Origin of the sequence: Solidesulfovibrio carbinoliphilus subsp. oakridgensis (assembly GCF_000177215.2) — a bacterium.
Classification (GTDB): domain Bacteria; phylum Desulfobacterota; class Desulfovibrionia; order Desulfovibrionales; family Desulfovibrionaceae; genus Solidesulfovibrio; species Solidesulfovibrio carbinoliphilus.
In genome coordinates, this window is the sequence record NZ_CM001368.1 from 1,158,097 (window position 1) to 1,184,990 (window position 26,894).

General features: G+C 61.2%; 17 protein-coding genes and 1 tRNA gene. 12 read left to right on the forward strand and 6 right to left on the reverse strand.

Annotation, left to right across the window (positions count from 1 at the left end):
- Nucleotides 1–148: 148 nt before the first annotated feature.
- The 4 genes from DFW101_RS05155 (at nucleotide 149) to DFW101_RS05170 (ending at nucleotide 6,159) form a co-directional block, all read left to right on the forward strand.
- Nucleotides 149–242 (forward strand) — tRNA-Ser (locus tag DFW101_RS05155).
- 627 nt (nucleotides 243–869) lie between these two features.
- Nucleotides 870–1,478: a TetR/AcrR family transcriptional regulator gene (locus DFW101_RS05160; protein WP_009180460.1), complete on the forward strand. Its 609-nt coding sequence runs from the start codon at nucleotides 870–872 to the stop codon at nucleotides 1,476–1,478.
- 371 nt (nucleotides 1,479–1,849) lie between these two features.
- Nucleotides 1,850–3,034, forward strand: coding sequence for an efflux RND transporter periplasmic adaptor subunit (locus tag DFW101_RS05165; protein WP_272867634.1), 1,185 nt, complete (start codon nucleotides 1,850–1,852; stop codon nucleotides 3,032–3,034).
- A complete protein-coding gene (locus tag DFW101_RS05170; protein ID WP_009180462.1) occupies nucleotides 3,034–6,159 on the forward strand; it encodes an efflux RND transporter permease subunit in 3,126 nt (1,041 codons plus the stop codon). Before DFW101_RS05165 ends, DFW101_RS05170 begins: the two co-directional genes overlap by 1 nt.
- A gap of 91 nt (nucleotides 6,160–6,250) precedes the next feature.
- On the opposite strand, the gene DFW101_RS05175 is transcribed toward DFW101_RS05170, so the two are convergent.
- The gene (locus DFW101_RS05175; RefSeq protein WP_009179504.1) at nucleotides 6,251–7,486 is read right to left on the reverse strand and encodes an ISL3 family transposase; all 1,236 of its coding nucleotides are present in this window, start codon (nucleotides 7,484–7,486) and stop codon (nucleotides 6,251–6,253) included.
- A 237-nt stretch (nucleotides 7,487–7,723) separates the two neighbouring features.
- Here DFW101_RS05175 and DFW101_RS05180 point away from each other — a divergent pair, with 237 nt between their 5' ends.
- Together DFW101_RS05180 and DFW101_RS05185 are read left to right on the forward strand one after the other, a co-directional pair.
- Nucleotides 7,724–8,002, forward strand: coding sequence for a transporter (locus DFW101_RS05180; RefSeq protein ID WP_043642691.1), 279 nt, complete (start codon nucleotides 7,724–7,726; stop codon nucleotides 8,000–8,002).
- 356 nt (nucleotides 8,003–8,358) lie between these two features.
- Complete coding sequence (locus DFW101_RS05185) at nucleotides 8,359–9,735, forward strand: L-serine ammonia-lyase (RefSeq protein ID WP_009180463.1); 1,377 nt, start codon at nucleotides 8,359–8,361, stop codon at nucleotides 9,733–9,735.
- A 429-nt stretch (nucleotides 9,736–10,164) separates the two neighbouring features.
- Here DFW101_RS05185 and DFW101_RS19415 read toward each other — a convergent pair whose 3' ends face one another.
- The 4 genes from DFW101_RS19415 to DFW101_RS05200 all read right to left on the reverse strand — a co-directional run bounded on the left by DFW101_RS19415 (nucleotide 10,165) and on the right by DFW101_RS05200 (nucleotide 12,648).
- The gene (locus DFW101_RS19415; RefSeq protein ID WP_157137619.1) at nucleotides 10,165–10,419 is read right to left on the reverse strand and encodes a hypothetical protein; all 255 of its coding nucleotides are present in this window, start codon (nucleotides 10,417–10,419) and stop codon (nucleotides 10,165–10,167) included.
- A gap of 120 nt (nucleotides 10,420–10,539) precedes the next feature.
- Nucleotides 10,540–11,433, reverse strand: a complete 894-nt coding sequence (locus DFW101_RS05190) for a hypothetical protein (RefSeq protein WP_009180464.1) — start codon at nucleotides 11,431–11,433, stop codon at nucleotides 10,540–10,542.
- Nucleotides 11,417–12,085 (reverse strand): glycogen-binding domain-containing protein, encoded by a 669-nt coding sequence (locus tag DFW101_RS05195; RefSeq protein ID WP_009180465.1) that lies wholly within the window; start codon nucleotides 12,083–12,085, stop codon nucleotides 11,417–11,419. The genes DFW101_RS05190 and DFW101_RS05195 overlap by 17 nt, the downstream gene beginning before the upstream one ends.
- Nucleotides 12,082–12,648 carry an RNA polymerase sigma factor gene (locus DFW101_RS05200; RefSeq protein WP_009180466.1) on the reverse strand — a complete coding sequence of 189 codons (567 nt, stop codon included), beginning with the start codon at nucleotides 12,646–12,648 and terminating at the stop codon, nucleotides 12,082–12,084. Before DFW101_RS05200 ends, DFW101_RS05195 begins: the two co-directional genes overlap by 4 nt.
- 248 nt (nucleotides 12,649–12,896) lie before the next feature.
- Here DFW101_RS05200 and DFW101_RS05205 point away from each other — a divergent pair, with 248 nt between their 5' ends.
- The 3 genes from DFW101_RS05205 to DFW101_RS05215 all read left to right on the forward strand — a co-directional run bounded on the left by DFW101_RS05205 (nucleotide 12,897) and on the right by DFW101_RS05215 (nucleotide 21,154).
- On the forward strand, nucleotides 12,897–15,122 hold the full coding sequence (locus DFW101_RS05205; RefSeq protein WP_009180467.1) for a tetratricopeptide repeat protein: 2,226 nt from the start codon (nucleotides 12,897–12,899) through the stop codon (nucleotides 15,120–15,122).
- Between the two features lie 225 nt (nucleotides 15,123–15,347).
- Nucleotides 15,348–19,871, forward strand: coding sequence for a CheR family methyltransferase (locus DFW101_RS05210; protein WP_009180468.1), 4,524 nt, complete (start codon nucleotides 15,348–15,350; stop codon nucleotides 19,869–19,871).
- Nucleotides 19,872–20,554: 683 nt separating this feature from the next.
- Entirely contained in the window at nucleotides 20,555–21,154 is a 600-nt protein-coding gene (locus tag DFW101_RS05215; protein ID WP_009180470.1) for a PEP-CTERM sorting domain-containing protein, read from the forward strand.
- Nucleotides 21,155–21,334: 180 nt separating this feature from the next.
- On the opposite strand, the gene DFW101_RS05220 is transcribed toward DFW101_RS05215, so the two are convergent.
- The gene (locus tag DFW101_RS05220) at nucleotides 21,335–22,471 is read right to left on the reverse strand and encodes a hypothetical protein (RefSeq protein WP_009180471.1); all 1,137 of its coding nucleotides are present in this window, start codon (nucleotides 22,469–22,471) and stop codon (nucleotides 21,335–21,337) included.
- Nucleotides 22,472–22,535: 64 nt separating this feature from the next.
- Between DFW101_RS05220 and DFW101_RS19420 the strand changes: the two genes are divergently transcribed.
- The 3 genes from DFW101_RS19420 to DFW101_RS05230 all read left to right on the forward strand — a co-directional run bounded on the left by DFW101_RS19420 (nucleotide 22,536) and on the right by DFW101_RS05230 (nucleotide 26,866).
- Nucleotides 22,536–22,946, forward strand: coding sequence for a hypothetical protein (locus DFW101_RS19420; protein ID WP_157137620.1), 411 nt, complete (start codon nucleotides 22,536–22,538; stop codon nucleotides 22,944–22,946).
- A 746-nt stretch (nucleotides 22,947–23,692) separates the two neighbouring features.
- The gene (locus tag DFW101_RS19425; protein WP_009180472.1) at nucleotides 23,693–25,159 is read left to right on the forward strand and encodes a hypothetical protein; all 1,467 of its coding nucleotides are present in this window, start codon (nucleotides 23,693–23,695) and stop codon (nucleotides 25,157–25,159) included.
- Between the two features lie 135 nt (nucleotides 25,160–25,294).
- The gene (locus DFW101_RS05230) at nucleotides 25,295–26,866 is read left to right on the forward strand and encodes a GspE/PulE family protein (protein WP_009180473.1); all 1,572 of its coding nucleotides are present in this window, start codon (nucleotides 25,295–25,297) and stop codon (nucleotides 26,864–26,866) included.
- Nucleotides 26,867–26,894 lie beyond the last annotated feature (28 nt).

The following is a 26,894-nucleotide window of genomic DNA, read 5'->3' on the forward strand; positions in this document are numbered from 1 at the left end:
GACTCCTTTTGAGGGGGGCTCGTTTCAGGCGAAAGGTGAGCATATCCGCGGGGCAGGGGCTCTGTAAAGAGCGGGAATGGGTTCTGATGCGGGCGCTGCATATTTTTTCTTGACCTGGGCCGGGCAAACATTTATTCCGCCGTTTTGCGGAGAGGTGGCCGAGCTGGCCGAAGGCGCTCGCCTGCTAAGCGGGTAACGGGGGTAAACCCTGTTCGAGGGTTCGAATCCCTCCCTCTCCGCCAGATTTTTCTGTTTTTATTGAGAAAAGCCGTCCCACACAGGGCGGCTTTTCGCTTTTGTCGACCTGCGGTGCAAGTAGCGAATCCCACGTCGACCTACTTGTCGACCTACCCTCTCTTCGAAAATATTTCCGCTCACCGCTAACCCACGGCCCCAATCCCCCTCCCCGTTCCCATCGCCCTCCCCCTTGACACGAGTCCAATGGAAAAATGGAGAGAGCACCACGCGGCCACCCCCGCTTTCTTTCAGGCGGGACATCCGCCACTGCCTGATCATCACATGACTCCATTATTAGGGGGGAGCGCGCCGCGGCTCCATCCGTTGAGCACTCCGTGGACTCATGGGGGCGGTCGCCGACACCGCCAGGCCAGGCCCATGATCACGAGGGAGTGGGGATGGAGATTGAAATTCTCCGCCGACAGGGCAAGGGCATCCTGGAGATCATGGCCCAGCTCTCAATCTTCTTCCAGAAAAGGCTCCGGGGCGATCTCCGCTCAAACATCGCAGGGGCGTCTACGCAGTTTACAGGACACTCACATAATTGGATGAATTCTGAAAATCAGTCTTGACATGCTCCACGATTATAATATTCAAACGAACGTTCAGTAGTTTTGGAGAAAGGAAAGACCGTGCCTGCACCGGAAATCCGAGAAAAAATCCTCGACAAGGCTTCCCGCCTGTTTGCCGCCCAAGGCTACGACGCCGTTTCCATGCGGCTCATCGCCACGGCCGCCGGCATGACCCAGGCAAATTTATACTATTATTTCAGGAATAAAGAAGACCTCATCCTGTCGTCCCTGGTCTATGTGTTCAGCGGCAAGGCCCAGGCGCTCAGGGCGGTCCTCAGCGAGGAATCCGATCCGCAACGCCGTCTCGAAAAGAGCTTGTCCTGGTTTGCGACCCTGCTGTTCGAGGACACCATTTTCGCGAAGCTCTTTTTCCGGGAACTCTTGGATGGTGATGCCAACAGACTTGAATTCCTGACCAAAAATGTCTTCCAGGAATCCTTTGACACCCTGGTCCAGCTCACCGAGTCCGCCCTGGACTCTCCGGATTCCGTGCTCGCCGCCCTTTTCCTCACGAGCACCATTATCGGCTATCGCCAATTTGCCTGTGTCATCCCCCACCTGCGCGGGGCCAAACCAGAATATGTCGAACCGAAAGGAATTATACAACATTTCATGAAGGAAATCCGTAAAAGCGCCAAAGTTGCTTCCGGCGAGTCGGTCATGCCGTGAAAAGGCGCCGCCGCTCCCATTAACGTCACCGCCGGGGCGAGATTGTGGCAATAAAAGCACCATTTAGTTACTATTATAACGATATGTAAAGACTCCCGAACCCTGGTGTGGCGTTCGCTAAAAAATAATTATTTAAATATGTTATTCTGGAAATTCGCATGCACGAACTTCCAGAACGCGACACGAGCCCGGGTTTCCCCGCCTGCCGCGTGGCACCAGCCAATATGCTCAACCGCCGATGCATAGAAAATACATGTCGGTTGCCCTCATGGAACTCGAATTGATTCACGGCCTGGATGTTTGACCTGGAAACCGTTGGAGGTTCTCTGATGCGATTTTCTGGAAACTCGAAGACTTCCCCCCGATGCGATATGGCGCCCCTGATCCTGCTGGCCATGCTCTTGCTCGCCGGCTGCGATCGCAATCCAAACGGACAGGCGCCGCGTCCCACACCGGAAGTGTCCACCGTGACGATCGCGCCCCAGAAGGTTCTGCTGTCCACCGAACTGTCGGGCCGCACCTCCGCCTTTCGGATCGCGGAAATCCGGCCCCGGGTGAACGGGCTGATCGAAAAGCGCCTGTTTGCGGAAGGGTCCAACGTCAAGGCAGGGCAGATCCTCTATCAGATCGATATCGCCCCGTTCGAAGCGGCGTTCAACAACGCCACGGCCGCCCTGGCCGAGGCCCAGGCCAAACTGCCGGCCACCCGGTCGCGGGCCGAACGCTACAAGAACCTGCTGCGCCACAGCGCGCTCAGCCAGCAGGACTACGACGACGCAGCCTCCTCCCTCAATCAGCTGTTGGCCAACATCAACTCGCTGCAGGCCAGCGTCGAGACCGCCCGCATCAACCTGGGCTACACCAAGGTCACCGCCCCCATCTCCGGCCGCATCGGCAAGTCGAGCGTGACCGACGGCGCCATCGTCACGGCCTATCAGGCGACCGCACTGGCCGCCATCCAGCAGCTCGACCCCATTTACGTGGACGTGCCCCAATCCACAGCCGAAATGCTGCGCATCAAGACCCGCCTGAAGCAGGGCCTGGTCGATCCGGAGGGCAAGGACCACAACAAGGTCAGCCTCATCCAGGAAGACGGCACGCCCTATCCCCTGGAGGGGACCCTGCAATTCAGCGATGTCTCGGTGGACCCGACCACCGGCTCGGTCATCGTGCGTCTGGTCTTCCCCAACCCGGACGGGGAAATTCTCCCGGGCATGTTCGTCAAGGCGATCATCAAGGAAGGCGTCAATAACCAAGCCATCCTCCTGTCGCAGCAGGGGGTGTCCCGCGACAGCAAGGGGAATCCCTTTGCGCTGATCGTCAACGCCGAAAACAAGGTCGAGCGGCGCGACCTTATCCTTGACCGGGCCATCGGCAACGACTGGCTCGTCACCTCGGGTCTGGCCCCGGGAGACCGGGTGATCGTCGAAGGCCTGCAAATGCTGCGCCCGGGCACCCAGGTCAAGGCGACGCCGTTTACGGAGACGAAAACCGGACGGAACCAGACCGCCGATTCCGGCGTCCAGACATCAGGACGTCATGAAGGGGGCCGGTGATGCTGTCGAAATTCTTTCTGGACCGACCCGTCTTTGCCTGGGTCATAGCCATCATTCTGCTGTCGCTGGGCGGGCTTTCCATCTACAGCATGCCCATTGCCCAGTATCCGCCCATCGCGCCGCCCTCCATCGCCATCACCGCCTATTATCCCGGTGCCTCGGCCGAGACGGTGGAAAACACCGTGACCCAGATCATCGAGCAGAAGATGACGGGCCTCGACGGGATGCTCTACTTAAGCGGCTACAGTTCCTCCTCCGGCCAAGCCCGGCTCGAAATGACCTTCACCCCGGGCACCGATCCGGACATCGCCTGGTCCAAGGTCCAAAACAAACTGCAACTCGCCCTGGCCAGCCTGCCCGACGAGGTGCAGCGTTCGGGAGTCACGGTCAGCAAGTCCACGCGCAACTACCTGATCGTGGTCGGGCTGGTCTCGGAAGACGGCAGCATGCGCGGCGAGGACCTGCGCGACTATGCCCAGTCCACCTTGGAGAAGGTTCTCTCCCGGGTGCCGGGAGTGGGCGAGGTGGAGGAGTTCGGCACCCAGTATGCCATGCGCGTCTGGCTCAATCCCAACAAGCTCAACAGCTACAACCTGACCGTGGACGATGTCATCACGGCCCTTAACGCCTACAATGTCGAAGTCTCGGCCGGTCAGTTCGGTGGAGCGCCGGCCGTGGCGGGCCAGCATCTCAATTCCCCCATCATCGTGCAGCATCTGCTGCAGACTCCGGAAGAGTTCGCCGACATCCCGCTGCGCATCAACCAGGACGGCTCCATGGTCCGCCTCAAGGATGTCGGTCGCACCGAACTGGGGTCCGAGCGCTCCGACATCGTGGGCTTCTACAACGGTCTCCCCTCGGCCGCCATGGCCATCCGCCAGTCCGCCGGCGCCAATGCCCTGGCCACGGCCGATGCCATCAAGAGCAAGCTGGAGGAGGTGAGCCACTATTTCCCCCCCGGCATGAAGGTCGTTTACCCCTACGACACCACCCCGTTCACCAAGGTGGCCATCCACGAGGTGGTCAAGACCCTGTTTGAGGCGGTAGTGCTCGTCTTTCTGATCATGTTTCTTTTTATGGGCAATATCCGGGCCACCCTGATCCCGACGATCGCGGTGCCGGTGGTCCTCATGGGAACGTTCGCGGTCCTCAATTTTTGCGGCTTTTCCATCAACATGCTGACCATGTTCGCCATGGTGCTGGCCATCGGCCTCCTGGTGGACGACGCCATTGTGGTGGTGGAAAACGTCGAGCGGATCATGTCCGAGGAGGGCCTGTCCCCCCGGGAGGCCACGGCCAAATCCATGGACGAGATCACGAGCGCCCTGGTCGGCATCGGCTTGGTGCTCTCGGCGGTATTCGGTCCCATGGCCTTTTTCCAGGGGTCCACCGGCGTGCTCTACCGCCAGTTTTCGATCACCCTCATTGCGTCCATGATGCTTTCGGTGGTGGTAGCCCTGGTCCTGACCCCGGTCCTTTGCGCCACGTTGCTCAAACCTGTGCCCAAGGGGCATGAGTCCTCGGAAAACGTGGTCTTTTTTCTTCGCCCCTTCTTCCGCTGGTTCGATCGCATCTTCTTCCGGATCCGATCCGTGTATGTGGGCCTGGTCGGCCGCTCCTTTTCCAAGGCCACACGCTACCTCATCTTCTACCTCGCGATCGTGGCCACGGTCGGCTTCCTGTTTCAGCGCATGCCCACCTCGTACATCCCGGATGAGGATCAGGGCATTCTGACTGTCCAGGCCACGCTGCCTTCGGGCACCGCCACCCTGGAGCAGACGCAGGCGGTCATGAAAAAGGTCAGGGACTATTTTTTGGAGCAGGAAAAAGACGCCGTGGAATCCTTCATGGACATCTCCGGCGTCAGTTTTGGCGGCCAGGGGCAAAACATGGCCCTGGGCTTCGTCAAACTCAAGGACTGGGACCGCCGCCCGGGGGCCGACCTCAAGGTCAAGGCCATCGCCGCCAGGGCCATGAAGGTCTTTTCCACGATCAAGGAAGCTCAGGTCTACGCCTTTCCGCCACCGCCGGTCGTGGAGCTCGGCATGGCCTCGGGCTTCGACTTCGAGTTGCAGGACCGGGGGGGCCTTGGCCACGACAAACTCATGGCCGCGCGCGACAAGATCCTCGACCTGGCCAGGCATGATCCGCGTCTGGTCCGGGTCCGGCCCAACGGCATGGAGGACGTGGCCGAATACCACCTCGACGTGGATTGGGACAAGGCCGGGGCCCTGGGCGTGCCCATAAGTTCCATCCATACCACCATCTCGGCGGCCTTCGGCAGCTCCTATGTCAACAACTTCGTCCAGGGGGGTCGGGTCAAACAGGTCTATGTCCAGGCGGATGCCCCCTATCGCATGCAGCCCCAGGACCTCAACAGACTGTACGTCCGCAACAACGCGGGCAAGATGGTGCCCGTGTCCGCCTTCGCCACGGGCCACTGGGCCGTCGGCTCGCCCAAACTCGAACGCTACAACGCCTTCCCCTCCATCAACCTCTGGGGCGAGCCAGCGCCCGGGCACAGTACCGGTGAGGCCATGTCCCTCATGGAGGACTTCGCCGCCAAGCTGCCCCAGGGCATCGGCTTCGACTGGACAGGCCTGTCCTACCAGGAGCGCATGGCCACCTCTCAGGGAGCCATTCTCTACGCCTTCTCCATTTTCGTGATCTTCCTTTGCGTGGCCGCCCTCTATGAAAGCTGGACCATCCCCATCGTCAACATGCTCATGCTGCCGCTTGGCGTACTCGGTGCCATCGTGGCCACGTCCGCGCGCGGCTTTCCAAACGACGTCTATTTCCAGATCGGCTTCCTGACGACACTTGGCCTCTCGACGAAAAACGCCATTTTGATCATTCAGTTCATCAAAGAGCGGATGGGGCACGGAGAAGGACTCATCGAGGCCACCCTGGGCGCGGTCAAAACCCGGTTCCGGCCGGTGATGATGACCTCGTTGGCCTTTTTCTTCGGAGTATTGCCCCTGGCCATCGCCAACGGGGCCGGCGCCGGGGCCATGAACGCCATCGGCACCGCAGTTTGCGGCGGCATGCTGTCCGCCACCTTCATCGACCTCATCTTCATTCCGTTGTTCTTCGTCCTGGCTTCGCGCCTGTTCAAGCAGGCCTGAGGAGTCGTCCGTCCGCCAGCGCGGTGGTCGAGGCAACCTCGACCACCGTCATTTTTCAAGGTCCTTCCGGATTTTCCGTGGGTACCCGGGTTCAGGCCTGTCTAGGATAGAGGTCCAGGCCGCCGCAGAAGAAGTAGATAGCGGTCTTGAAGTGCTCCCGATTGCGGTACCCGCACGCCCTGCGCTTGATGGCCATGATCTTGCTGTTGAGTCCCTCGGCCGCGCCGTTGGTGATCCGATGCCGGCAAAAGGTCAGGATGTTGTCCAGATGCCGAGAGAGCATCTCCCCGACCTTGCGCATCGGGGGCAAGTCTGACTTCCTCACCCAGGTCAGCCAGCGTTTCATGAACCGCTTTGCCCAGCCGACGCTGAGGTAGTTCCACAATCCGGCCAGGCTTTCTTTCATCGCCCAGGCCTTGGCCACCTTCAGGTTCGTGGCCTTCAGGGCTTCCAAGGTCGGTCGGTGCTTGTCCGGCAGATTCTCTTCCCGGTAAAGCCAGATGTACTTGGTGCCCTTGAGGCGTTCGTCTTCCTGGCGGAGCAGTTCGCGATGTTCCTGCCGGCGGACCTTGTCCACGGCCTGGCCCACGTGCTGCATGATGTGAAAGCGGTCATGGACGATCTTGTGCGCCGCATCGGGCACGTGCTTGATCGTGGCCTTGAAGTACGGTTCCCACATGTCCATGGCCACGGCCCGGATGCGCTCGAGTTGCTGCGCCGTGAACTGCCGGTAATAGTCCTCGAGGCTCTCGGTCTTGCGATCCTGGGCCACAAACTCCACTGTTCCGCCAAGCAGGTCGCAGACCACGGTCATGTAGTCGTGACCTTTGCGGAAGGCCTTCTCATCGATACCAAGATAGCGTGCGGGGGTGGTCTTCTTCCTGGTTTGCCCTCGCCGGACGGCTCGATCCATGACGTTCCAGGCCTCATCCCAGCTGATCCGCATGAGCCGGCAGGTGCCGGACACGGTGGCGCACTCGCGCAACACATCGATGATCAAGCGCTCCATGAGCAAGGTAAAACGCCCTTTAGCCTCGGCCCAAGGCACTCTCACCTGAAGCACGCCGTGCTCGGGGCACTCGACGCGCGGAATCCGGGCATGAAGGAAGGTCTTGAACTGGCAGGTGTCGAGGTGACGCCATACCCGAGGCTCGGCATGATCCCGACAAGCCAGTTCGCGACCACAGGTCGGACAGCGCCAGCGGACACCGGCAACATGATCAACATGGACGTCCACCCGGCCTCCCGCCGTGTCCAACTCGACGTCGGCAACAAACCACGGGTCACTCAGCCCCAGAATCCGAGAATACAGGTCCGTGTCCTTCATGGTCACCCTCCCGGGGCGGACCATATCCGGTCACCTACCCACGGAAAAGTCGGAAGGACCTTTTTCAATAATCGCAGGAGGAGTAGGAAAAAGTAGCGCCTCGTGACTGAGACGGCGGCTTCGAGCCTCAAAAGTATGATCGGTCCGCATCAGAACGAGCATTGACGCGACGATCGCCTCCACGATCGGTTCGTCAACAACAAGGAAGACCGGTTCATCTTCGCCTACACGCCGTTTTTGACCATTCCGACCGGCCAATTCGACCGGGAAGGCGTCATCAATCTCGGGTCAAACCGTTGGTCCACCAAGCATGAAATCTGCGTTGCCAAGGGCTTTGGCGACCGGACGTGGCTCGAACTGTCGGGCTACGCCCTGTTCTCCTTCGATACCGACAATGCCCTCGCCTATATGGTGACGCCCAATACCCAGGTCATGACGGCGTTCAGCACCGACGCAGCCACTTCCAACGGCATTCGGACGAGCAACATCATGGTCAGGCTGGGCTTCATCTTTTAGGCCATTGAGCAGCCCACGCAAGCAGGTGGGCTGCTCAATTTTCGAGTTGCTACCCGACAATAAAAATTTTACGAGTTTCTTTTCCCGTCACTTTGACAAGCACTCAATGTTTTGAGGATTTAAAATGCCTCTTAATTCAAATTCTGTCATACGGTCCAACTATGACTTGCAGATTGCTGGTGCAAAATGCTCTTCCACATTAGAAATTCCATTTATTCCTACTTTTACCGGAAAAGTATTTCACAGGGAGTTCGACATGGGAAAACATGGTTCATTTTCCCCAGGCGCTTGACCAGCCCCGGGGGCACAGGGGACAAGGGAGGCGCACGCATGACCCAAACGGCAAGGAGTCCCGCTTGGCTGCAATCGATCTCAGTATTTTCGATCTGTTCAAGATCGGTCCCGGGCCGTCAAGCTCCCACACCATCGGCCCCATGAAAGCCGGCTGCGATTTTCTGCGTCTTGTCCGGGAACTGCCGCCCGAGACCCTGGACGCGGCCACGCGCATCGAAATCGTGCTTTACGGCAGCCTTTCGGCCACGGGCAGGGGACACGGCACGGACAGGGCCGTGGTGGCAGGCTTGTTGGGGCAGGTCCCTGAACACTGCGCCCCGGCCTTTCTCGACGAACTGGCCCGAAGCCCCCACACCCGCCGCGCCCTGGATCTGGGGTCGAAGATCCTCGAAATCAGTACCGGGGACGTGGCCTTCGGCCCGCTGGAACACGATTTTCCCCACAACAACGCCCTTGCCATCCGCCTGCTGGGACCGGAGGAAAGCGCGGCCCCTCTGGCCGAGCGCATCTACTTCTCCATCGGAGGCGGCTTCGTGCAGTATGCCGGGCAACCGGCCCCGACGCGCCGTGAGCCGGTCCACCCGTACGCGACGATGGCCGACATCAAACGGCTGGTGGCCGAGCACGACATCGGCCTGCACAAGCTCATGCTGGAAAACGAGATGGCCGTGACCGGCGCCGGCCAGGCCGCGATCCTGGCCGGACTCGACGCGGTGCTGGGGGCCATGGACGCGGCGGTGGCCGCCGGGCTGGCCACCGAGGGCGTCCTGCCCGGCCCCCTCGGCCTTTCGCGCAAGGCCAAACGGCTTCTCGAACGCAGCAGCCGGTCCCAAAGGCAACCGCACGACAGCGCCCTGACCCGACTGATCGCCTTCGCCTTCGCGGCCGCCGAGGAAAACGCCGCCGGCCACGTCATCGTGACCGCCCCGACCTGCGGCGCGGCCGGCATCATCCCGGCCGTGGCCCGCTTCATGCGCACCTACCTCGAACTCGCCGAGCACTCCATCCGGGAGGGACTCCTGGCTGCGGCGGCCGTCGGGTTTCTGGCCAAGCACAATGCCACCATTGCCGGCGCCGAAGGGGGCTGCCAAGCCGAGATCGGCGTCGCCTCGGCCATGGCCGCGGCCATGCTGGCCCATGGCATGGGCTATGGCGTGCGCGTGATGGAGAACGCGGCGGAAACGGCCCTGGAGCACCATCTGGGAATGACCTGCGATCCGGTCGGCGGGTATGTCCAGATCCCCTGCATCGAACGCAACGCCATGGGAGCGGTCAAGGCCTATGCCGCCTACCTGATCGCCTCGGACGAAATGCTCGCGCACCACAAGGTCGGCCTGGACCAGGCCATCGAGGCCATGCAGGCCACGGGACGGGACATGAATTGCAAATACAAGGAAACGGCCCAGGGCGGGCTGGCGGTCAGTGTCATCGCGTGTTGACCACCGCGCCGCCAAGCGCGGCCGCAAAACGAGGCAAGCGGCGGCCCGGATCGACGGCGGTCCGCCCAGCGCGGCCCTTCGGGCAACAGGCTCTCCCCGAGCCCCCGGGGAAGAGACGCAAACCGGATGGGTATGGCTAGGGCTGTGAAAAGTGCGATATCTTTTGGCTAAACCGTTTCAACAACAAAATAATCGCCACGCAATACAACAGGAAACAAACAACCGCTTTCCAGCAGGCTATCGCTAAAAGCACGATAAAGAGGCCCCATAAGCTGGCAACGACTGCAAAAAAAGCTGCGCCTCGCACAAACATCCCCAGATCATCGCTGCTTTTTTCTATTAAGACACATATGGCTTGCCACCATGACAGACTGCAGCAATGGCATACCGTAAATCTTCGTTCTTTCGACGCCATTCCCCACGGGACCGTCATCTGGCCGAAGGCGCGCTGAAACTCGTCTCTTGCGGGAATAAAGACGTATTGCCATCAATAAAGCAGAACATGAGTCCAAATCCCGTTTCGTTTCCAAAGGGGCACACCGCTCTCGCCCACAGGGCAATTCCGGTAGAATCCTCATCAAGGCTATTGCCTGTAATGGCTTCGAGTCCGTCGCCGGACCACGCATTGGCGAAAAGTCCAAGAAGAACGAACATGGCCACGACACAAATCCACTTTCGAGTCATTCCTTTCTCCCCGTAAACCCAGAAACATATACGGACCGGAACGGGGAAGCGTCACCGCGCGTGGCCAGGAGAAGGGCGATTTTTTCCGAAGCGCCGCGGCCACACGACAGGCTGCGGCCGTCAATTCCTGCCTCCCCTGCCCCCGCCGCCAGGACCGCCGCCCGGCCCTCCCCCGGGACCGCCACCTCTGCCGGCTCCGGCGCCGGCCCCTCTGCCCCCTCCCTGGCCCGAGCCGGCGCCTCCGTCCCCCCTGGCGCTTGCGGCACCCGCCGCGTCGTTGTCCGCATAGCGTCCCAATGCCGTCCGGGCGTCGGCGATACTCAAGGAGCCGTCCACGACCCGCGCGGCCGTGCCGAGCACCGCCGCATCGCTGTGGCCCTTTGCCTTGGCGTCGCGAATGGACTGGGCAAGGTCCAGCAGCGAACCGGGGAAATGCTCCCGTTGCAGGATGCGGGAGGTCAGGACGGCTGCCAGCTCCGCATCCACACCAGCCTGGCGCACCGCCGCGAAAAATTCCGCCGCGCCGACGATTTCCGCAGCCGAACGTCCGGTATGGGCGGCGCAGCCCGCGACGTCCTGCTGGGAGAGGCCCATGCGCAGCGTGTTCGCCAGCCGTTCCACGAGTTCCGGCCCGGCGTCCCTGAACGCCGCCAGGAGTCGCTGGGCGAACATATAATCGGCGGTCCTTCTTTCCACCGCCGTCACGATGCTGGCCACAGCGGCCTTTTTCGCCAACCCCTCCTCCACCTTGTCCACGACGGGTTCTATGGCCCTGCCCGATACCGATGCCCTGGTCGTTGCCGCGAGAAGGGTCGCCGTGTCCCTTTCGCTCAACCCGTACCGAAGGCCCAGGGCCAGGACACGATCGATATCGGGCCGCGACACTCCGGCCCCGCGCGCCGATTCCATCGTTTCCCCCAGGTCCGGCGCCGTCTGCGCTCGGGCCGGCGCCGGACCTGAAAGGGCCACGGCAACGGCGAGTCCGGCCGCCACATGCCTAAAGCGGGCGTTCATGGGATTGCCTGCCGTGTTGCCGGTTCTCGCCTTCGTCGACGACCAGGACCGAGTTGGTGTTGCCGAAACCGTCGTCTTCCTGGATCAACGCCCCGGCATCGGGTTGCAAAAGCACGCCGTCCACAAGGAAGGCGTAGACATAGCGTCCCCGGGGCAGGGGGACCGTCAGCGTGAAAAGGTCGCTGCCCGGAGCCTTTCGCATCACGTGGCGGGCGGGATCCCAGTTATTGAAGGATCCCATGACGACCACCTGGCGCGCGCCGGGCATGTTGGCCACAAAGGTGACCTCCTTGCTCGGCCCGGCCGCCGTTTTCGCAAGTTGCGCGCGGGTCGGTTCCTGCAACACCCCCAGGGCGGACCGGGGACCCTGGTCCCCGGAAGACCCGTTGAGCCCCGGGGCAAGCAGTTGCCCGGCCAGGAGGAGGGCGACGGAGGCCAAACCGCCGGCCACAACGGCCCGTCCGGTGCGGCCGACCGTGAAGCGTCGCCACTGGCGCAAGAATTTCTTCAGTCTGGACTGCTTCTTGGGCTGTATCCGCGCCATCACCCGCGGCAGGATGTCCTCCGGCGCTTCCGGGCGCGGCAGGCCGGCGATGTATCCCGCCAGCCGCCGGGTCTCCCGCCTGGCCTGTTCTTTCTCTTTTTCATTCATAGCGCGTGTCCGCTTCCTCGGGCCACGAACAGGGAACGCAACCGATCGAGGCCGCGTGCGATCCGCATTTTGACCGCACTGACCGAAAGGCCCAAGGCACTGGAGATATCATTGATCGACATGCCTTCCTGATAGCGCAGCAACAAGGCCTCTCGTGTCGACAGGCCCAGGCTATCCATGGCCAATACGAGTGTATTCGCATCCATCCAGTCGGCGAGCCGCTCGGAGGTCAGCCCATCGCTTATATTTTCCATAAAGCCCTCTGGCAAATCCGCAGAGGAAATTTCGCAGTGCCGCTTTTTCCTGAGATGGTCCCGGCCCAGGTTCAGACCGATGGTATAGAGCCAGGGGAAAAAGCGTGCGCCGCATTTAAAACGATCCAATTTTTCATAGGCCACCACGAAGGTCTCCTGGGTCAAATCCCGGGCGTCTTCGCCGTCGCCACACATCCGGGCCATGAGCGCGTGGATAGGCCCCTGATAACGGCGGACCAGGACCGCATAGGCCTCGGCCTCCCCATCAAGAATATCCTCGATGAGTTGCGCTTCATCGTTCTGGTCCATTCGTGTTTCTACAGCCCCTTTCGTGTATATACGGCCGGCGGCCACATTTGGTCACAGGCTTTCGCGTCTTTTGCAACATCCCGCCCTGCCCGCCTGTTGGCCCGGGCCTGTCGGCCTTTCTTGTCCTGGCCGCAAAACGGGGCGGGGACCGGCCCGGGCTGGCGCACCCGACCAGCGCGGTGCGACGGCCCAGTGCTTTCACTCCGCCGCGTATGAGGGTATGGGGCATCCACGCCGCGGGAGGGAGCATGGGATCCAGCCAACTGACCATGGACGAGGCCCTGCGCCTGGGAAACGAGTTCCACCGGGCCGGACAATTCGAGGACGCGGAGCGCGTTTACCGGGCCATTCTGGCGGCCCAGCCCCACCACCCCGAAGCGAACCACGATCTGGGCGTGCTGGCTGTCCAGGCGGGCAAGGCCGCCCTTGGCCTGCCGTTTCTCAAGGCCGCCCTGGAAGCGCGGCCGGGGGTGGGAGCGTATTGGCTGGACCTCCTCGAAGCCCTGCTGGCCGCGGGACAGTGCGACGGGGCCCGCTCCGTGCTGGACCAGGGCCGGCGGCAGGGATTGGCCGGCCCGCCGGTGGACGATTTGGCCGCCCGGCTCGAGAAGGCCCTGGAGCGCCAGTCCCGGCTGCGCGCCCTGGAGGACCTGTTCCGGGCCGGGTCGTATGCCGCCATGGAGGCAAAGGCCAAAGAATTTTTGGAACGCTTTCCGGAGAGCGGCAAGGGATGGCACCTGCTGGGCCTGTCCCTGGTGGCGCGGGGTGACGGCGCGGCCGCCCTGGAGCCGCTCCTTCGGGCGGTCGCGACGCTTCCAAACGATGTCGATCTCTGGGACCACCTCGGCTCGGCCTATTTGCACCAGGGGCAGCCGGAGCAGGCGGCCAACGCCTTTCGCCGGGCCCTGGCCCTTCGGCCGGACTATCCCTCGGCCCACAACAACCTCGGCAATGCCTTGCGGGAGCTGGGGCAGCCCCAGGAGGCCATGGCCAGTTACCGCCAGGCCCTTCGGTGCCAGCCAAACCACGCCATGGCCCACACCAACCTCGGCATCGTGCTCCAGTCCCAGGGACAGGTGCAGGCCGCCCTCGAGTGCCATGCCAGGGCCCTGGCCCTTGCTCCGGCCAATGTGGAGGCCCACGTCAATTACGCCAATGCCCAGAAGGAGTTGGGACACATCGAGGCGGCCGTGGCCGCCTATGGCCGGGCCCTGGCCCTGGACCCAGAGCGGTTGGAGGCGCGCACCAACCTGCTGCTCCTGGAAGCCTTTTCAAACCGGCTCACGCCCCAAGCCTTCCTGGCCGAGGCCAGGGGCCTGGACCGCGTGCTGACCGGGCAGGCGGACCGGGAAGGCGGGGCCGCGTCCCTGCCCCGCCGGGCGCGGCAGGGACGGCGCCTGCGCGTGGGCTACGTGTCCGGGGATCTGTGCGGCAAGCATCCCGTGCCCTTTTTCCTCGGCCCGCTCCTGGCCGCGCACGATCGGCGGCGCGTCGAGGTGTTCCTCTACCCCACGCAACGCGCACGAGACGACACCACCGAGCGTTTGCAGCACCTGGGCGACCACTGGTCGCCCCTTACGGGATTGACCGACCGACAGGCGGCAAAACGCGTCAGGGCCGACGGCATCGACGTGCTGGTCGATCTCTCGGGCCACACCCGGTACAACCGCCTGGGGATTTTTGCCCGACGGGCCGCTCCCGTGCAGGCCCATTACCTCGGGTATTGCGCCACGACCGGGTTGTCCGCCATGGACTACTGGATCGGCGACAGCGTGCTCTTTCCGGAAGGGGAGACCCCGCCCTACAGTGAAACCCCCTGGCGGTTGCCCCGGCCCTACCTGTGCTACGACGGCCGGGAAGACCTGCCCGGGTCCGCCTGGACGCCGCGCGGCAACGGCGAAATATGGTTCGGCAGCTTCAACCACCTCTCGAAGATCCAGGACGCCACCCTGGATCTTTGGTCGCGGATTCTGTCGGCCCTGCCCGAGGGAAAACTGCTGCTCAAATCCGGGCAACTCGACCACGCCGCCAACCGCGAGCGCATGCTGGCCGCCTTCGAAGGCCGGGGCATCGCCCGGGACCGCCTCGTCCTCATGGGCCAGACCGCAAACTGGCCGGCGCATATGGCGGCCTATGACCTCGTCGATGTCGCCCTCGACCCCGTCGACGCCGTCAGCGGCGTCACCACCACCTGCGATGCCCTATGGATGGGCGTTCCGGTCGTGACCATGGCCGGGGACCGCCTGGCGACCCGCATGGCCGCTTCGCTCGTATCCGGCCTGGGACATGGGGATTGGGTCGCTGCCACCCCCGAGGCCTACGCCGGTCTGGCCGTGGCCCTGGCCCGGGACGTGGCCGGGAGGACCGGGTTGCGTTCCGGGCAGCGGGAGCGGATGCGGGCCAGTCCCCTCACCGACGCCAGGGACTTGGCGCGATGCCTGGAGGAGGCCTACGAGGCCATGGCCCGGCCATAGGCGATCCGTTATCGGCCGCCCCAAGGGATCAGGCCTTCCACCATCGACCGAAAGGGGGCGAGAACACCGTGGAATTGCATCAGGCCAGGGCGGCCGCCTCAGGCCTACGCAAGAGAAGGCACAAGAAAAACGGCAGAGGCATAAAAGCTTGCGCGTACCCCTTGACCGTCGTATGAAGCCGACCATAGCATTTTCGTTCGAAGTGGACCGGATCAGGAGTGAAGGATGTCGCCATCCAAGAAGCACAGGCCGACAGAAACGCCGGGCAGGCAAGAACCTTCGCCGCTTGCGCCGCAAACCGCAGATCCCCACGCCATTGGCGAAACGATAAAGGAACACAAGGCTCCCCCTATCCCCATTGTGGCCATCGGCGCGTCCGCCGGCGACCTGGAGGCCATCGAAACCTTTTTTGCCCACATGCCGCCGGACAGCGGCGCGGCCTTCATCCTGGTCCAGCACCTCTCACCGGAACACGACAGCCGTATGTCCGAGCGCGTCGGACAGGCGACGCAAATGGCGACCCGGCAGGCGGCCGATGGGCTGCGGGTCGCGCCGGACACGGTGTACACCATGCCGCCGGGCAAGGAACTCCTCATCCTTGACGGCAGCCTGAACCTGGCGGAACCGGAAAGGCCCCGGGGGCACAACCGCCCCATCGACCGTTTCTTCGCTTCCCTGGCCAAGGACCAAAAAGGGAACGCCGTCTGCATTCTCCTTCCCGGGACGGGCTCCGACGGCACTTTGAGCCTCAAGACGGTCCAGGCGTCTGGCGGTATCACGCTGGCCCAAAACAGCGACGCCAGGTTCGCGGACAGGCTTCAGAGCGGCCTGACCACGGGGGTGGTCGATTATGTCCTGGACGTCCAGGAAATGCCTGGAAAAATCCTGAACCTGCTCAAACATCGGCCCAACCTGCCCTTGGAATCCCAGGCAACAGTCGAAACTATGGAAAAAAGCGAGTTCATTAAAAAAATATTGCGCAAGATAAAGGTCAAACGCGGGCATGATTTTTCATGGTACAAACCCAATACCGTGGCCCGTCGCATCGCACGGCGCATGGCCCTGCTGCAGATTCCGGAACGACAGGATTATCTTGCCTATATCAAAAACAATGACGCCGAAATAAAAATGCTTTTCCAGGAACTCCTCATTGGCGTGACCAACTTTTTCCGGGACGAGGAGGCCTTCGAAATTCTGGCCCGGACGGTCATTCCGAAAATCATCACCGGCAAATCCGAGGCCGAAACCATCCGGTTCTGGGTGGCCGGCTGCTCCACCGGGGAAGAAGCCTATTCCCTGGCCATGCTTCTGGCCGAACATATGGGCCGGCACGGCAAAACCAACCGGGTCCAGATCTTCGCCACGGACATCGACGAGGAAAGCCTGGAGGTTGCCCGGCATGGCCTCTTCCCCGCGGCCGTTGAAGCCCACGTCTCTCCCGAACGCCTGAGCCGTTTCTTTTCCAAGGAAGGCCCTGCGTACAGGGTGATGAAATCCCTTAGGGAAATGATCATCTTCGCCCCGCACAGCCTGATCCGCGACCCTCCCTATTCGCATATTGATTGCATCAGCTGCCGGAACCTGCTTATTTATCTGTCCCCGGATCTGCAGAAGAAAGTCCTGCCCATGTTCCATTATTCCCTCAATCCGCAGGGATTTCTATTTCTTGGGCCGTCGGAATCCGTTACGGAGCAGATGGGCCTTTTCGAAACGGTAGATCGAAAGTGGAAAATATTTCAGGCTAAAGCAAATACCCCGGGCAAAATTCATGACATTCCATTTATCTTGTCGAATGGACAGCAAGTAATGCTTGAAACCTCCAACGAATCCTGTCATTCCGACCATACTTCCTATACAAGACAAGCACAGCAGCTTATCGTTACAAGATTTTCGGCTTCAAGTGTCGTCATCAACGACCGCTACGAGCCACTGACTTTTTTCGGTCCGGTCAATCGCTATTTTGAAGTCACTGCCGGTGAATCCACCAAAAGCATCTTGTTGCTGGCCAAGGAATCGTTACGGCCGTACCTGCGCTCGACCCTGCACACAGCCCTCAAGGAAAACCAATCCGTACGGCGGAACAGCTTGCACCTGCCCGTGGACGGCAGAATCGAAACGGTTGACCTGATTGTCATGCCGCTTTGGGAGGACGAACGGCTCGAACGGCTTTTCCTGGTCGTTTTCGAGCATGTCGGGTGGAGCGGAGACAAGGCCGCCTCGCACATGATCGGCCCGACGGCCGATTGCGAAGTGCTGATCAAAAGCCTGGAACAGGAGCTCAATGCAGCCAAGACAGAATTGCAGACAATGGTCCAGGAACTGGAAGGCGCCAACGAGCAACTGAAGTCGTCCAATGAAGAATTGATGAGTATGAATGAGGAACTCCAATCCTCCAACGAGGAGCTGGAGACATCCCGCGAGGAACTTCATTCCATAAACGAAGAACTGACCTCGCTTAACAACGAAATGCAGCACAAATTCGACGATCTGTGCAGCGCAAACAGCGACCTGCAAAATTTCATCAACAGCAGCCGGATCGCCACCCTGTTTCTGGACAAGAATCTGACGATCCGGCGATTCACGCCCCAGGTCATGGATTTCTTCAACATCCTGGACGTGGATATCGGGCGTCCCTTTGCCCATCTGCGCTCCCGGATCGATTACAAGGAAATTTTCGAGGACATCCACCACGTCCTCGAAACCCTGATGCCACTGGAACGGCAGTTGGTCGGCCAAGCCGACCAGCGCATCCTGACCCGCGTCATTCCCTACCGTTCGATCAACGACCGGATAGACGGCGTGGTATTGACCTTCATGGATGTCACCTCGGCCGTGGCCGCCGAGAAGCGGCTCTCGCAGCAGACCGAAGAGCTGGAAACGCTCTACAAGACCATTCCGGACATCTACTTCAAGGTCGCCCCGGACGGCACCATCCTCAACTGCCGCTCCACGCACCAGCCGGATATCATCCCGGATGCCACCCTTGTGGCCGGCAAGCATTTCTCCGAGATTTTCGGCCCCGAGCACGGCGCCACCCTGGAGGAGGCCCTGCAGGAAGCGCGGGAAGCGGACGCCCAGCGCAGCCTGGATCTCCATTTCGTGGCCCATGGCAACAACCGCCACCTGGAAGTGCGCATCGTTCCCGTGGCGGCCGAGACCTTTGTCGTCATGCGGGACATGACCGGCCTCAAACAGGCCGAGGACAGACTCCGGTTCCAGGCCGACGTCCTGTCGCAGGTCAGCGACGCGCTGATCGCCGTGGACGAGGCAGGCTCCATCATCCTCTGGAATCCGGGCGCCGAACGGATTCTCGAAATCCCGGCCGAGCGGGCCATGGGGCAACCCCTGGAGGCCTTCACCGGCATCAAATGGATCATGGCCGACGATGCCGCCGCCGATCGTCCCGAGGACCGACAATTGTGGATCAAGGAATTCGATCATGCCCGGGCCGACGGCAGCCACATCGTGGTGGAATCGTCGGTAAGCGTCCTACGCGACACCCGGGGGAACAGGATCGGATTGCTGGCCATCCTGCGCGATGTTTCCGACAACAAGCGCTTCGCCAAGGAACTCCTCGAAGCCAAACAGAAGGCCGAACGGGCCAATCGGACGAAGAGCGAATTTTTGGCCAACATGAGCCACGAGATCCGGACTCCCATGAACGGCATCCTCGGCATGACCCAGCTCGCCCTCAACCGCGACCTGCCCGACGACGTGCGGGAATTTCTCCAGCTCGTCCACCAGTCCGGCCAGTCGCTTCTCGACATCATAAACGACATCCTGGACCTCTCCAAGATCGAAGCCGGCCGGGTGGTGCTGGAGCAAAAGCCCTTCGACCTCGTGGAGATGGTCGAATCCACGCTCAAGCCCCTTGGGCTCCTGGCGCGGGACAAGGGGCTCACGTTCCTCTTCTCCATTGCGCCGGGCGTCCCGGACCGGGTGATCGGCGACAAGGGACGGTTGCGTCAGATCCTGACGAACATGGTGGGCAATGCCATCAAGTTCACCAAACGGGGCCGCGTGGAGGTCAAAGTCCGTCTGGCCGAGATCCAGGAGCCTGGCAGGGCGTCCTTGCTCTTCCTGATCAAGGACGAGGGCATCGGTATTTCAAGCGCCCAGATTCATTCCATCTTTGAAAAATTCGAGCAGATTGCCTCCTCTGCCCATGTCCAGTACGGAGGCACCGGCCTTGGCCTGGCCATTTCCAAGGCGCTCGTGGAAATGATGGGCGGCGTGATCCAGGTCGAAAGCGAACTCCACAGGGGCAGCACGTTTTCCTTTGTCCTTACCCTGGAGAAGGTCGCGGAAATCGAGACGACGCCCCCGTCCCCCCTGTCGGCCGGCCAGGACGGCATTTCGCCGCTTAAAATCCTGCTGGTGGAGGACAACCAGGTCAACAGCCTGTTCGCCAGCCACATCCTGCAGAGCTGGGGCCATACCGTGGAAATCGCCAACAACGGCCGGCAGGCGGTGGAGACGCTCAAAACCCGCGAGTTCGACCTCGTGCTCATGGACGCCCTCATGCCGGTCATGGACGGCGAACAGGCCACGCGGCTCATCCGTTCGGGCGAGGCCGGCAATCCGGATATCCCCATCGTGGCCCAGACCGCCTATGCCTTGCAAGGCGACCGGGAACGATTCCTGTCCGTCGGCATGAACGACTATATTTCCAAGCCCCTGAATCTGGATGAATTGCAGCGGGTTTTGGGGCGGGTCATGGAAGCGAAAAAGAAGGATCGGTCGCACTGAACCTGTCTTTTCCGCACCTTGCGATAACTATCCTTCCGTAATCAGCCACCGGAGAGCGGCAGGCGGACAGGCCGGGAGGCTGGTTGCCTGTTGGCCTTTTTTACAATTCCCGCCCCTGCCCCTGAAGCAACCTCCGGCACCAGCGTGGGACCCGACTCCCTCTCCCGCACGTCCCTGGCGGCGCGGAGAGGGGCGCATTTCTGACGGAGTCCCAGTTGCCCTCTCCCGCACGTCCCTGGCGGCGCTCGGACCTGTTTTCATATTTTTCCTGCGGCATGGGACCGCTGCGACGCATGCCTGCCAACCGCCCATGCAACGCGGCCGGACCGTTTTCCCTTCGATCCCGCCCTTTCCGCCTGCCGTGAACATCGCCTGCGGCGCGGTGCTCGAAGCCAGTAACCCGGGCCTTGGCCGCCTTCGGACGGATTTTGTCGGGAAAAATTTCCGCCAAAGAGCTTTGGCTTCGGATTTCTTTACAGCAAGAGGCCTGCCATTTCGCCTCAAACCGCTTGCTGTTCCACGTATTCCAAAGATTCTAGAAAGTTATAAATCAAACAAGCGCTTGGCACGCTCTATGCTCACAAGCAGGCAGAAGAAGAAACGCGGGTTGCCACACAGCAACAACACTGTCAGGGGTCGTTAAACACATAGGGTGTTTACAAAACATGAAAGGGGGATTTGTCATGAAGCGGTTCATCCTGAGTATCTGTCTGGCTTTGTCGATCATAGCCCTGGGCACCATTTCGTCTCACGCCTTCGTCGTTACTGGAGACTACAGCGATACCGTTGATTTCTACAGCAGCGGCACCTACGATGGGCGGACATATCAATTAATTGGCGACAATCCTGATTTCAGTTACACCCACTCTGTCGACTTCGCCTATCCGGCTGTGGACGTTACCAGCGCATTTTTGACTCTTACCTATAGCCAGGTTGATTCTTCCTGGTGGAATCCGGCCGAGGTTTGGGTTGTCCAGGCCGGAAACTCCAAGACCCAGATCGGTACGCTGGACAGCACCAGTGGATGGAAGGCCGAAACATTCAATATCCCCTACGCTCTGTACAGCTCCATTGCCGGCAGCACCTGGAATCTCTTGATCACCTTCGACGAAACGACCGGCGGCAGCGACAGCTTCAAGCTCGACAAGAGCGTGCTGTCCGGCTGCTACACCTACGACCCCTGTGATCCGGGCACCGTGCCTGAGCCCGCCACCATGCTGCTCCTCGGTACCGGCATGATCGGCCTGCTCGGCTCGCGCAAGCGGTTCATGAAGAAGGCCTAACCACTTTTCCCAGGCAACGACAAGCGGGCGGGGTCAGGACGACCCCGCCCGCTTGTCGTTGCCCTGCGGCAGCCGCACGCCGGCCCGGGCCAAGAGCGGCCTTCCCTCCGCCCCATGCCCGGGTCGGTCCGGTCCGGACAGGACCTCGCTCCAATCTCCCTCCCCCGGCCAACGCCCTGTTCACCCGGCGGTCCCGTTGCCCCCGGCCACCGCCTCGCTCACGAATTCGGCCGGAAAACGGACGTCGAGGATCCGGCCCGAACCGCGCAATAACGCATCCAGAAAAGCCGCCGGCTCCATATGGCGGTCGAAGTGGTCCACGGCCCGCCGGCGCAGGCCGTCATAAGCCGCGGCGTCCATGGCCAAGGCCATTTCCACGGCCCCGGCCAGATCCGCTTCCGAGACATATTCCAGACAGACGGCGCCGGATCGGAGCCGGGGCGAAAAAAGATGCCCGTAGCCGAGGATGGGCACCGCGCCAAGGGCCATGGCCTCCACGCCGTTGTGGCACATGGGCATGACCACGCCGGGCAAGGCCAGGAAAAACCGGCTTCGGGCCAGGACCGGAAACCACTCCTCCCGGCCGAGTCTGGCCGTGGTGGCGTCAAAGACCACGATGGACGTGGCGAGGTCCTCCTCGTCCAGGGCCCGCAACAAGGCTTCCCTGGTCGTAAAGAGCCGCACGCGCTCCTTGAAGCGGCGCAGGACGCTCCGGATGGCCACGGCCCGTGGAACCATGCCCCGCAGCAGCCGCGTCGTCCGGGCATACTGGTCCTTGAGGTTACCGGCGAAAAAGACGCCCACCGTCTTCGGCCGGCCGCGCAACTCGGGGATACGGGCCAGTTGGCCGGCCTGGTAGACATTGGGATGCATGGGATAGGGCAGGATCACGGTACCTTCGGCGCTTTCCGGCATGATATCGATGTCGTAGCTGAGACGAAGGATGCGCGTGAACCGTTCCTCCAGGTGCCCGGGGACCGGCCGGTCCGTGCACAGCAGCGCGTTTCCAGGATCCCCGCGCTCCACCTCCTTGACGAAATTGATGTTCTTCGACGAAAAGACATAAAAATAATAGGGATCTCGGTAATAATAGAGTTCTTTCCGTATGCTGCCGACGATCGAGACGAAGTAACCGGCCTGGATGAAAAACTGGGCCAGAAGATAGAGATGGCGGTCGCCAAGGGCGGTCGCATCCAGGAAGACCACCGCCCGGCCGGTATTCCTCTTCAAGGCGTTCCGGACAGCCTGGCGCAGGGAAAACCATCGGGAGGCAACGCCGTCGTGATACGGCAGGTACGTTTTCAAAAATTGCGACACCGGTCCTTCCTTCCACGCTTGGGGCGGTTCGAGGAAAATTTCCAACCTGCGACGGTTTCGAGCGATGAATTTTCCACCGCCGGAAACCGCCGATTCCACCTCATACGCTTATAGGCCGGTCCGCTCCTTGCGGCAACAGCACCCTTGCCAAAAAGAACTGCAAGCCGCCTGCCGCACGGAAGACGAAATGGGAAGGAGCGCGACCAGTCATCAGGAGACCCTGCCCCAGGTCCGTACCAGCAAAACGGACCAGCCGTTCGTATCCGTTGCCCAAAAAGATGGATTGCGCGGCGAAAATCGCCCAAACGGGCGCCCCCTCCCGGCGAAAAAAACAAAAAGGCCGGAAGGTTCTCCCGGCCTTTTCCAGATCAATGGCGCCAAAGGAGGGCTCGGCACCCTTGGAACCAAGACCAGAAGTAACAACCTGATATCATTTGGTTTCAAAAAAGTCATAGAAAGTTCAGCCTGTTTTTGACCCATCCGTTTGCCCCCCTCTTCCACAAGCCCAAAAGATCGGTCATCACGCCGGCTCGAGTCCCTGTCGTCGCTGTACAGGGAACTGCTGACCGGACATCCAGTCTCGGCAAGGCCAGACGGCAGCGCCGTTCCCGTTGGCCGTATCGCGTCTTCGTGGCCATCCTGGCCTTCTTGTCCATGTCCGTCGCCACACAGCAAGTGACTGCCCTATAGGGCTCCCAGCGCCGGTTTCGAGTTCCCGCAAGGCGACGCACTCCCATTTCACCGACCGCCCCAGGCGCTCGATAAAGACGTTCCCCATCCACCGGCCTTTGCCTGCCCTCCATGGGGATGGATATACCGGCATCCTTGAGAACCGGGATAACGTCCTGGCAGGTGAAACTGCGATCCCGAGTCCGGGCTGAAGATTCCCGGCACTCCTAGCCATTCATGGCTTCTTAGGCGATGCACGCCCTTACCGGAAATATGATAACTTTTTCTCTTGACGCGACTTGCAATCACGGGAATCCTGTTATGAAAATCCTTTTATGCAGCAAGGTGTTCGGCATTCCCCCACAGGGCTGCACATTGGAACCCGCCATGGGGTGGCCTACTCGCCTGGGAAGACATCCGTCTTTTTGTCGGCACAGACTGGACGCGGCGAGCTTGAAAACTGGCAAAGGAGGGTATTTTCTATCGAAGATGGAGAGTGGCTCCCTACATGAAGCGGTATTTTCCATTCATCTCCAAAGCAGCGAGGGGCCCATGCGACGCGTACTGGCTCAACTCACGATGCTCACGGGAATATTTCTCTTGTTGAGTGCCACTGCACAAGCCGAGACGAAATGTATGGATAATTATTCTCAACGGCTGACCTTCATTAACAATTTTCCTGAGGACGCGTACATCATTCTGACGCCTCCAAGTGATTCCACGAATACAGAGTTGTGGGGAAGCGTTGGGGGCGGGTTCAAGGATTTAGGCACTAAAGATAATCAATCCATGACGATTATAGGAAAATACGACGCGAATGGAGTAACAAATAAAGTTGAATTATGCATACCTGACAAGGGAATCTTTAGCGGAAAATTCAAATTCTATCTTGGTTGCAAGCCTCAAACAGACAAGGACAAGCCAGAATATCCCCAAGATTGTAAAATCGGTGTTCCACCTGGTCACAATCCTTTTGGCATTGATTCCATTTTTGAATTCACAGGTGGCTGTGACACAGGCCATGTGACAGCAGGCAACTGCACGCTGAATCCTTCCAACAATCATGAGGACAGGAATGAAGCCGACTACCTGGATTTGAGCAATCTCGACGGCTATACCATTCCCCTCAAGCTGGAAACGACCAGCTCGGACGATCATGCTTGCAATCTGAAGTCCTTGATCGCCATCACGGACCTGTATTCCTGTCCGAATGAAGACAGCACCTCCATCTACAACGACAAATATCAAAACAAGCAGCTTGATGCCGGTATCTCACTTGTCTATTATAGCGACAAGGCCAAGAATCTGCGTCTGGCCTGCATGTCTCCGGAACGCTGGATCGAGCCTCCCGGCGGCCAGGATCCCGTGAACACGGATCCGATCGTGATCTCCGCCGGCATCACCAAGACGCAACCCAACCTCGCCGACTGGTACGCCTGCAACGTCAAGCCTTATGACGGGGCCGATGCCGATCCCGACCAGTGCCTGACCCCCGGTTGCGGCGGGCCGCAATGCGCCGTCGGCCCGGCGGGCACGCCTGGCGTTTACGATGCGGACAGTATCGCCAAGGGCAAAGGCAGGCCCTATACGAACTTTGTCAAGATGCTCAAGGCGACGGGAAACCAAGCCTATGCCTGGCAGTTCAACGACGACGCTTCGACCATGCTTTGCCAAAAATTCGGCGCCAAGTATCTGGTCACCCTGGGGCCGGGAGAACAAGGGCAAACGCCGTATAAGCCGCAAAAATGGGCCTATGCGCATGGCGCCTGCAACGTGAGCAGCACCGGCGACTCAGACAGCCTGATCGAGTGCCAGAAAAAGCACATGCAGTTCTATTGCGGGACGGAGGATGTGGAAAAGAAAAAGCCGGGAGGTGGTTCTGTGAAGACCACCTTGCGCTATTGCAAACCGGTTGCCCAGCCACCCCAAGGCGACCAGAACCTCTGGGACGCTGCCGTTTCCTTTGACGACTGCAACAAGACCTGCCAATCGACGGGCACGGTTACCAAGGGCTTGTAACGCCATAGACGGGGCGTAGCGGAACTGGGTCCGCCGCCCGCTAACTCCGATCCGGCGGGGGAGGGGCTTCTTCCGCCGGGCCGGGATGGCGAACTTGGCCTATCCGGCCCGGCTCACCAGGAAGAAGGCAACCATATGGACCGGCAAACCCTGCTCCCGTTCGCCTCGCCCCAGGCGGCCCTGGCCCTGTGGCGCCGGCTCGGCCGCGCGGACGATTCCGAGGACGACCTGCTGGCCCGGGCCGCGGATCGGCTGGGCCTGGAGCCCGTGACCGTGGACGCGGCCACGCCGGTGGATGTGGAACTCCTCAACCGCCTGCCCGCCCACTTTGCCAAGACACACCTGCTTCTGCCCCTGGCCGCCCTCCCCGATGGCCGTGTCCGGGTGGCCGTGGCCACGCCGTTTCTGGGCACCGTGGCCGGGGAACTGTCCCACCAACTGGGAACGCCGGTGTCGCTGTGCCTGGCCAACGCCGTCAAGATCGACGAGGTCCTGGAAGCCGCCTACGGCGAGGGGGGCATGGCCCGGGCCGTCAAGGATCTGGAGGACGCGGATTTCGAGGAGCTGGAAAACATTGAGGACCTCAAGGACATGGCGCAAGCCGCCCCGGTCATCAAGCTCGTCAACAACCTGTTCATGGAGGCCATCGTCCAGAAGGCCTCGGACATCCATCTTTCGCCCTACGAGGACGGCCTGGAAATGCGCTACCGAGTGGACGGCATCCTGCACGTGGTCAAGCAGGTGCCGCGCAAGTTCCAGGCCGCCATCATCTCGCGCCTGAAAATCATCGCCAACCTGGACATCGCCGAGCGCCGCATCCCCCAGGACGGTCGCATTCGGCTCAAGGTCGAGGGTCACGACTACGACATCCGAGTGGCCGTGACCCCCACCGTGTTCGGCGAGGGCGCGGTCATGCGCATCCTGGACAAGGCGTCCATCCAGGTCGCCTTAGCCGACTCCGGTTTCGCCCCGACCATGCTGGCCCAATGGCTGGAGCTCATCAAGCGCCCCAACGGCGTCATCCTGGTGACCGGCCCCACAGGCTCGGGCAAGACCACCACCCTGTACTCCTCGCTCAACCACATCAAATCCCCGGAAATAAAGTTCATCACCGTCGAGGACCCGGTGGAGTACCAGTTGCGCGGCGTGGACCAGATCCAGGTCAACGCCAAGGTGGGCATGACCTTCGCCTCGGCCCTGCGCAGCATCCTGCGCCAGGACCCGGACGTGCTCATGATCGGCGAAATCCGTGACTTCGAGACGGCCGAAATTGCGGTACAGTCCGCCCTGACCGGCCATCTCGTCTTCTCCACCCTGCATACGTCCGACGCGGCCACGGCCATTACCCGGCTCATCGAGATGGGCATGGAGCCCTATCTCGTGGCCTCCACCCTGGTGGCCTCCCTGGCCCAGCGCCTGGTGCGCAAGCTGTGTCAGGCCTGCCGGCGCCGGGCCCCGGACGGCACCTGGTCCGCGCCTGGGTGCGAGCTCTGCGGCGGTTCGGGCTACAAGGGACGGCTGGGCATTTTCGAGCTGCTGCGCATGACCGATCCCATGCGGCGTCTCGTCCTGGAGAAATCCGACGCCTCGGTACTGGGAGAGCTGGCCCGCCAGGAAGGGCTGCGCAGCCTCTACGAGGACGGCATGGCCAAGGCGGCCCAGGGACTGACCACCGCCGAGGAAGTGGCCCGGGTGGCCTCGGCCTGACCGGGCCGCCCTGACGACACGGAGGAAT

Coding starts and splice junctions, on each gene's coding strand:
- DFW101_RS05165 (WP_272867634.1), top strand. CDS start 1,850: ATGGCGCCCCTGATCCTGCTGGCCATGCTCTTGCTCGCCGGCTGCGAT.
- DFW101_RS05170 (WP_009180462.1), top strand. CDS start 3,034: ATGCTGTCGAAATTCTTTCTGGACCGACCCGTCTTTGCCTGGGTCATA.
- DFW101_RS05175 (WP_009179504.1), bottom strand. CDS start 7,486: ATGAAGGACACGGACCTGTATTCTCGGATTCTGGGGCTGAGTGACCCG.
- DFW101_RS19415 (WP_157137619.1), bottom strand. CDS start 10,419: ATGACTCGAAAGTGGATTTGTGTCGTGGCCATGTTCGTTCTTCTTGGA.
- DFW101_RS05190 (WP_009180464.1), bottom strand. CDS start 11,433: ATGAACGCCCGCTTTAGGCATGTGGCGGCCGGACTCGCCGTTGCCGTG.
- DFW101_RS05195 (WP_009180465.1), bottom strand. CDS start 12,085: ATGAATGAAAAAGAGAAAGAACAGGCCAGGCGGGAGACCCGGCGGCTG.
- DFW101_RS05200 (WP_009180466.1), bottom strand. CDS start 12,648: ATGGACCAGAACGATGAAGCGCAACTCATCGAGGATATTCTTGATGGG.
- DFW101_RS05205 (WP_009180467.1), top strand. CDS start 12,897: ATGGGATCCAGCCAACTGACCATGGACGAGGCCCTGCGCCTGGGAAAC.
- DFW101_RS05210 (WP_009180468.1), top strand. CDS start 15,348: ATGTCGCCATCCAAGAAGCACAGGCCGACAGAAACGCCGGGCAGGCAA.
- DFW101_RS05215 (WP_009180470.1), top strand. CDS start 20,555: ATGAAGCGGTTCATCCTGAGTATCTGTCTGGCTTTGTCGATCATAGCC.
- DFW101_RS19420 (WP_157137620.1), top strand. CDS start 22,536: ATGAATTTTCCACCGCCGGAAACCGCCGATTCCACCTCATACGCTTAT.
- DFW101_RS19425 (WP_009180472.1), top strand. CDS start 23,693: ATGCGACGCGTACTGGCTCAACTCACGATGCTCACGGGAATATTTCTC.
- DFW101_RS05230 (WP_009180473.1), top strand. CDS start 25,295: ATGGACCGGCAAACCCTGCTCCCGTTCGCCTCGCCCCAGGCGGCCCTG.